The organism is Actinotalea sp., assembly GCF_041597215.1.
Lineage (GTDB): Bacteria > Actinomycetota > Actinomycetes > Actinomycetales > Cellulomonadaceae > Actinotalea.
Window position 1 is genome coordinate 1 of record NZ_JBFHHB010000257.1, and the last position, 4,363, is coordinate 4,363.

5 protein-coding genes are annotated in these 4,363 nt (G+C 70.2%); all 5 read right to left on the reverse strand.

Annotated elements, in window-relative coordinates; translation table 11 throughout:
* A partial coding sequence (locus tag ABWK99_RS14030) for a GspMb/PilO family protein (RefSeq protein ID WP_372595322.1) occupies positions 1 to 669 on the reverse strand: 669 nt, incomplete at its 3' end.
* The gene (locus ABWK99_RS14035; protein ID WP_372595323.1) at positions 669 to 1,388 is read right to left on the reverse strand and encodes a fimbrial assembly protein; all 720 of its coding nucleotides are present in this window, start codon (positions 1,386 to 1,388) and stop codon (positions 669 to 671) included. The genes ABWK99_RS14030 and ABWK99_RS14035, both read right to left, overlap by 1 nt.
* The gene (pilM, locus tag ABWK99_RS14040) at positions 1,385 to 2,440 is read right to left on the reverse strand and encodes a type IV pilus assembly protein PilM (protein WP_372595324.1); all 1,056 of its coding nucleotides are present in this window, start codon (positions 2,438 to 2,440) and stop codon (positions 1,385 to 1,387) included. Before pilM ends, ABWK99_RS14035 begins: the two co-directional genes overlap by 4 nt.
* Before the next feature lie 97 nt (positions 2,441 to 2,537).
* Positions 2,538 to 3,323 (reverse strand): A24 family peptidase, encoded by a 786-nt coding sequence (locus tag ABWK99_RS14045; protein ID WP_372595325.1) that lies wholly within the window; start codon positions 3,321 to 3,323, stop codon positions 2,538 to 2,540.
* A 23-nt stretch (positions 3,324 to 3,346) separates the two neighbouring features.
* Positions 3,347 to 4,363, reverse strand: a 1,017-nt coding sequence (locus ABWK99_RS14050; protein WP_372595326.1) for a hypothetical protein, incomplete at its 5' end; no start/stop codon positions are given.

The following is a 4,363-nucleotide window of genomic DNA, read 5'->3' on the forward strand; positions in this document are numbered from 1 at the left end:
GGTGAACTCGAGGTCACCGTCGGCGGTGGGGACCGGCACGTCGACGTTGGTCCCGGCGCCCACGGCCGCGATGGAGGTGGGCACGAAGATCCGAGGGTTGCCGGTCTGGAGCGCCTCGAGGAATGCGGCCACCTTCGCGTACGGGCCCTTGACGGTGATGGCCACCTGGATCGACGCGAAGCCGTCGAGAGCAGTCGGCGCAGCCTCCTGGGTTGTGGCGGCGGGGTCGGCCTCGGTGGTGTCGGTCGTTTCGGTGGTGTCGGTCGTCTCCGTGGTGTCGGTCGTCTCCACCTCTTCCGTGGGTGTCGCGACCGTCTCCTGCACGAGAGTCGGGACGCCAGGAGCCACAGCTGTGACCGTCACCTCATTGGCCACTGCGAGGGCGTCGACGGCGCGCAGGTACTCGCTGAGCTGCTCCTGCGCTGGGATCTCGGTCCGCAACGCGGCGAGCTCGGCCCGGTACTCATCCAGGTGGGTGAACTGATCAGCGAGCTTGGCGACCTGGACAGCGAGCAGGTCGTTCCTGTCCCGGGTGTCCTGTGCGGCGGTCGCGGTCTCGGACGCGGCCGAGAACCGGGGACCGGCCACCAGGAACCAGGTTGCGGCGAAGATCGCCAGGACCAGCAGAACCGTCCCGACCACCCAACCGGTGGAGCGTGTGGCGCCCATCAGTTCTCCTCGGTCTCGTCGACGAAGCGTTGTGCCCACGCACCCTCGGTGACCTCGACTGTTCCGGTCACCGCGTAGTAGCCGGGCATGCCCTCCGGTGTGGGCTCGGTCCAGGTGGCTCCGGACAACCACGGGTCGGAGAAGCCCGGGACCGTGACGAGTCCGTCGAGCCATGCGGCCGAGTCCGGGACGGTCAGCGACCTCGCCGTGAAGGAGATCGTGCCGACGCTGTCAGCCGCGAGCGGGTTCTGCGCCATGCTGAGGTCCGGCCGCGGCCACGGTGCGCTCACCGAGAAGGTGTCGATGCTCACCCCTTCCGGCGTCGTGGCGGCGACGGCGCGTAGGTAGGGCGTCCACAGGACCTCGGTCGACGTCCCCAGCACCCGAGCGCGCGTCGTGTCGTCGATCGCGGCGAGGACGATCGGCACCTCGGCGTACTTCTCCTTCTCCGCGTTGAGCTGCTCGGTGCGCACCTGCGCGTCGGCGAGCTCCTGGTCGGCCCCGCGCTGGGCGAGCACCGAGGCGGCCACGACTCCGGCGGCGATGACGATCGCGATCACGACGACGACCGCCAGCCAGCGCTTGACGACGCGGACGGCGCGTGAGGCCCTGACCTCCGGTGGTAGCAGGTTGACCTGCGGCCACGGCGAGACCGGAACGCTGCCCTTGCCCGTGCGGCCGCGACGCGTCGTGCTCGGGGCCTCTGCCGTCGCGGTCATGCTGCCACTCCGTGTGCCAGACCGATCGGCAGGCCGCCGACGGTTGCGGTGGATTCCGGGAGGTTCACGATGCCCTTGTGGATCGAGACGCCGGCCAGCGCGTCGCCGAGGGCCACCGGAAGCCGGCTCGCGCTCGACAGGTACTGGCCCAGACCGGGAAGGAGCGATCCCCCACCGGTGAGCAGGACGAGGTCGATCCCCGCGCCCGGGTGGTTGGCCGCGTAGTAGACGAAGGTGTTCCGCACCGCCTCGACCAGCGGTCGGACGGTCTCACCGACGGCCTCTGCCGCCACGGCGAGCTCCGGGGCGACCCCGTACCCGACGCCCACCTGACGCTTGACGCCCTCGGCGTCCTGCGCGCTGATCGAGAGCGCAGCAGCCACGGCGTCGGTGACGTTCTGCCCCCCGGAGGCGAGCATGCGCACGAACTGCGGGATGCCGTTGACGGCGATGGCCACCTGGGTGATCCGTGCGCCGATCTCCACGATCGCGACCGTCTGCTGCCGCAGCTCCCCGCGGAGCACGGCGCGCAGCAGGGCGAAGGGGTTGAGGTCGACCATCTGCGGACGCAGGCCGGCTCCCTCGACGGCGAGCACGTTGGCCCGGACCGTGTCCCGGGTGGCGGCGACCATCATGCCGCGCACCATGCGCCCCTGGCCCGCGTCGAACTCACCGGTGGGGAAGTAGTCGAGCAGCGCGTCGTCGGTGGACATCGGCAGCAGCTCGGTCACCTGGAACGGGAGCGAGGCCTTGAGCTGAGGGAGCGGGAGCCACGGCAGGTCGAGCTCGCGGACCACCACGCGCTGGTTGCCGACGCCGATGTTGACGTCGCGGGAGGTGAACTTCTGCTCGGTCCAGAGCTGGCGCAAGGCCATGCTCACCGAGACGGTGTCCTCGACCTCGCCGTCGCGTACGGCGCCGAGCGGGATCGCGACCTCCCCGTACCGCACGAGCGTCCCCTGGGCCTCCGGCCCTCGACCGTGGAACTGGACCTCGGCCGCGCGAACCCGCGTCGTACCGATGTCGAGCCCGATCACCCCTGCTCTAGCCACGTTCTGTCCCTTCCTCGGACGTCCTGCTGCCTTATCGGCCGCACGGTCGGCGTTCTTGAGGCTTCGCCGGGGGCGACGTCCCCGAGCCGGGGCGAATTCAGACCAGAAGTCCGAGATAGGCGTCCCAGAGGGGCTCGCCCACCGCGACCCCGAGGGCGGCTCCGGCGAGCATCCACGGGCCGAAGGGGATCCCCGACCGCCGTCCCGCACGGCCGGCCAGCAGCAGACCGATCCCGAAGAGCCCCCCGAGCAGGAAGGCACCGAAGGCGCCCACCACGAGGCTCCCCCATCCGAGCCACCCGAGGGCGAGCCCGAGCACCCCGGCGAGCTTCACGTCGCCCATCCCCATCCCTCCTGGTCGGAGGACGGCGAGCAGCAGGTAAAAGACGAAGAGGATCGCTCCGGCCGCCACAGCCCTGCCGAGCGCGCCCCACTGCGAGGTCCCCCCGGGGTCCAGTGCTGCCACCCCGAGGAGCACGAGGACGACGGGGTACGACGGGAGCACGATCGGGTCGGGCAGCCGGTGCACGTCGAGGTCGATCAGCGCCAGTGCCACGGCGATCGCCGCGAGGTACAGGTAGACCGGGAGCTCCCAGCTCAGCCCGAAACGCAGGGCCACCGCGACGAAGAGCAGCCCGGTCGCGGCCTCGACCAGCGGGTAGCGGACGGAGATCGGGTTGCCGCAGTCGCGGCAGCGACCACGCAGCAGGAGCCAGCCGAGCACCGGGACGTTGTCCCGCGGGCGGATCTCGTGCCCGCACGACGGGCAGGCGCTCGGGGGCGAGACGATCGACTCACCGCGAGGGACGCGCCAGACGACGACGTTGAGGAACGACCCGATGAGGAGGCCGAGAACGGCGACGGGGACGAGGAGCACAGCCATGGGTCACTCCCCGTCCCGGTCGCTCAGCCGCCCGAGTAGTCGAGCCACAGCGAGGTCGTGATGACGCTGGCGAACGGCGCATCGGAGTTCGGGTCGAAGTAGATGCTCGGGTTCTTCACCTCGGAGGTGGTGATGAGTCCCTTGGGGCTGGCCGTCGAGCACTGGTCGGCCGCAACGACCGAGCCGACCGCCCCGGCGCTCGAGGTCTCGAGCTGCACCTGGTCGCCCGCCACGAACATCCCGCTGACGACGGGCACCGTCATCGAGCCCGCCTTCCAGTTCGAGTGCGTGACCAGGTCCGTGTCGGCGAACATCCACAGGTTGTTGTAGGCCGGCGCGGTGAGGTCGTAGTGGTCCCACGTGATGTTCCCGTACTGCTTGGAGCTGCAGTTGTCGGGGTTCTGCGCGGAGGCGATGACCGTGAACTTCGCGATCGTGCCGTTGCCGGTTCCGGTGTCGACGTTCGCCTCATGCGCGTAGTAGGTGCCGGGCAGGGTGTTCTTGCTCGCCGTCCAGGTTCGGCTCGACGAGGTGTACGTCCAGCCGCGGATCCCGATGGAGGAGGTCGCCGTCCCGATGGTCGTCGTGGCCGTGCACGGACCCGTCGTGCCGTAGGGCCGCACGACCCCTCCGGAGCACAGGTCGTACCAGTCCGCGATGGCGCTCGGGTCGCTGGTCGGTGCCCGCATGTAGAACTGGAGGGCGCTGACGGCCGGGATGCTCTGCGCGGCCTTGACGTAGACCCCGCCGCCAGGGTTGGACGAGAAGTTGTTCGAGCTGAAGCTCGACGCCGAGGTGCTCGTGACCGGGCCCGTGACCGTCGGGTTGCCGACGCCCGTCACGGTCGCGTTCGAGTGCACCGCGGCAGTCGTCGCGTCGACGCCTGCAGCAGCCGTCACCGTCGTGCTCGCCGAGATCGACAGCGCTCCGGCCGTGAGGATCGCGTGCGAGGGCCGGTAGGGCATGAAGATGTACTCGGTCTTCAGCAGGCGGGTGCGCGTGGCGTCCGCGAAGCTCGGGAGCGCGGACAAGGTGTAGAC

What these genes read in the sequence shown, in the direction of transcription:
- ABWK99_RS14035 (WP_372595323.1), bottom strand. Translation starts at nt 1,388, where the DNA reads ATGACCGCGACGGCAGAGGCCCCGAGCACGACGCGTCGCGGCCGCACG.
- ABWK99_RS14045 (WP_372595325.1), bottom strand. Translation starts at nt 3,323, where the DNA reads ATGGCTGTGCTCCTCGTCCCCGTCGCCGTTCTCGGCCTCCTCATCGGG.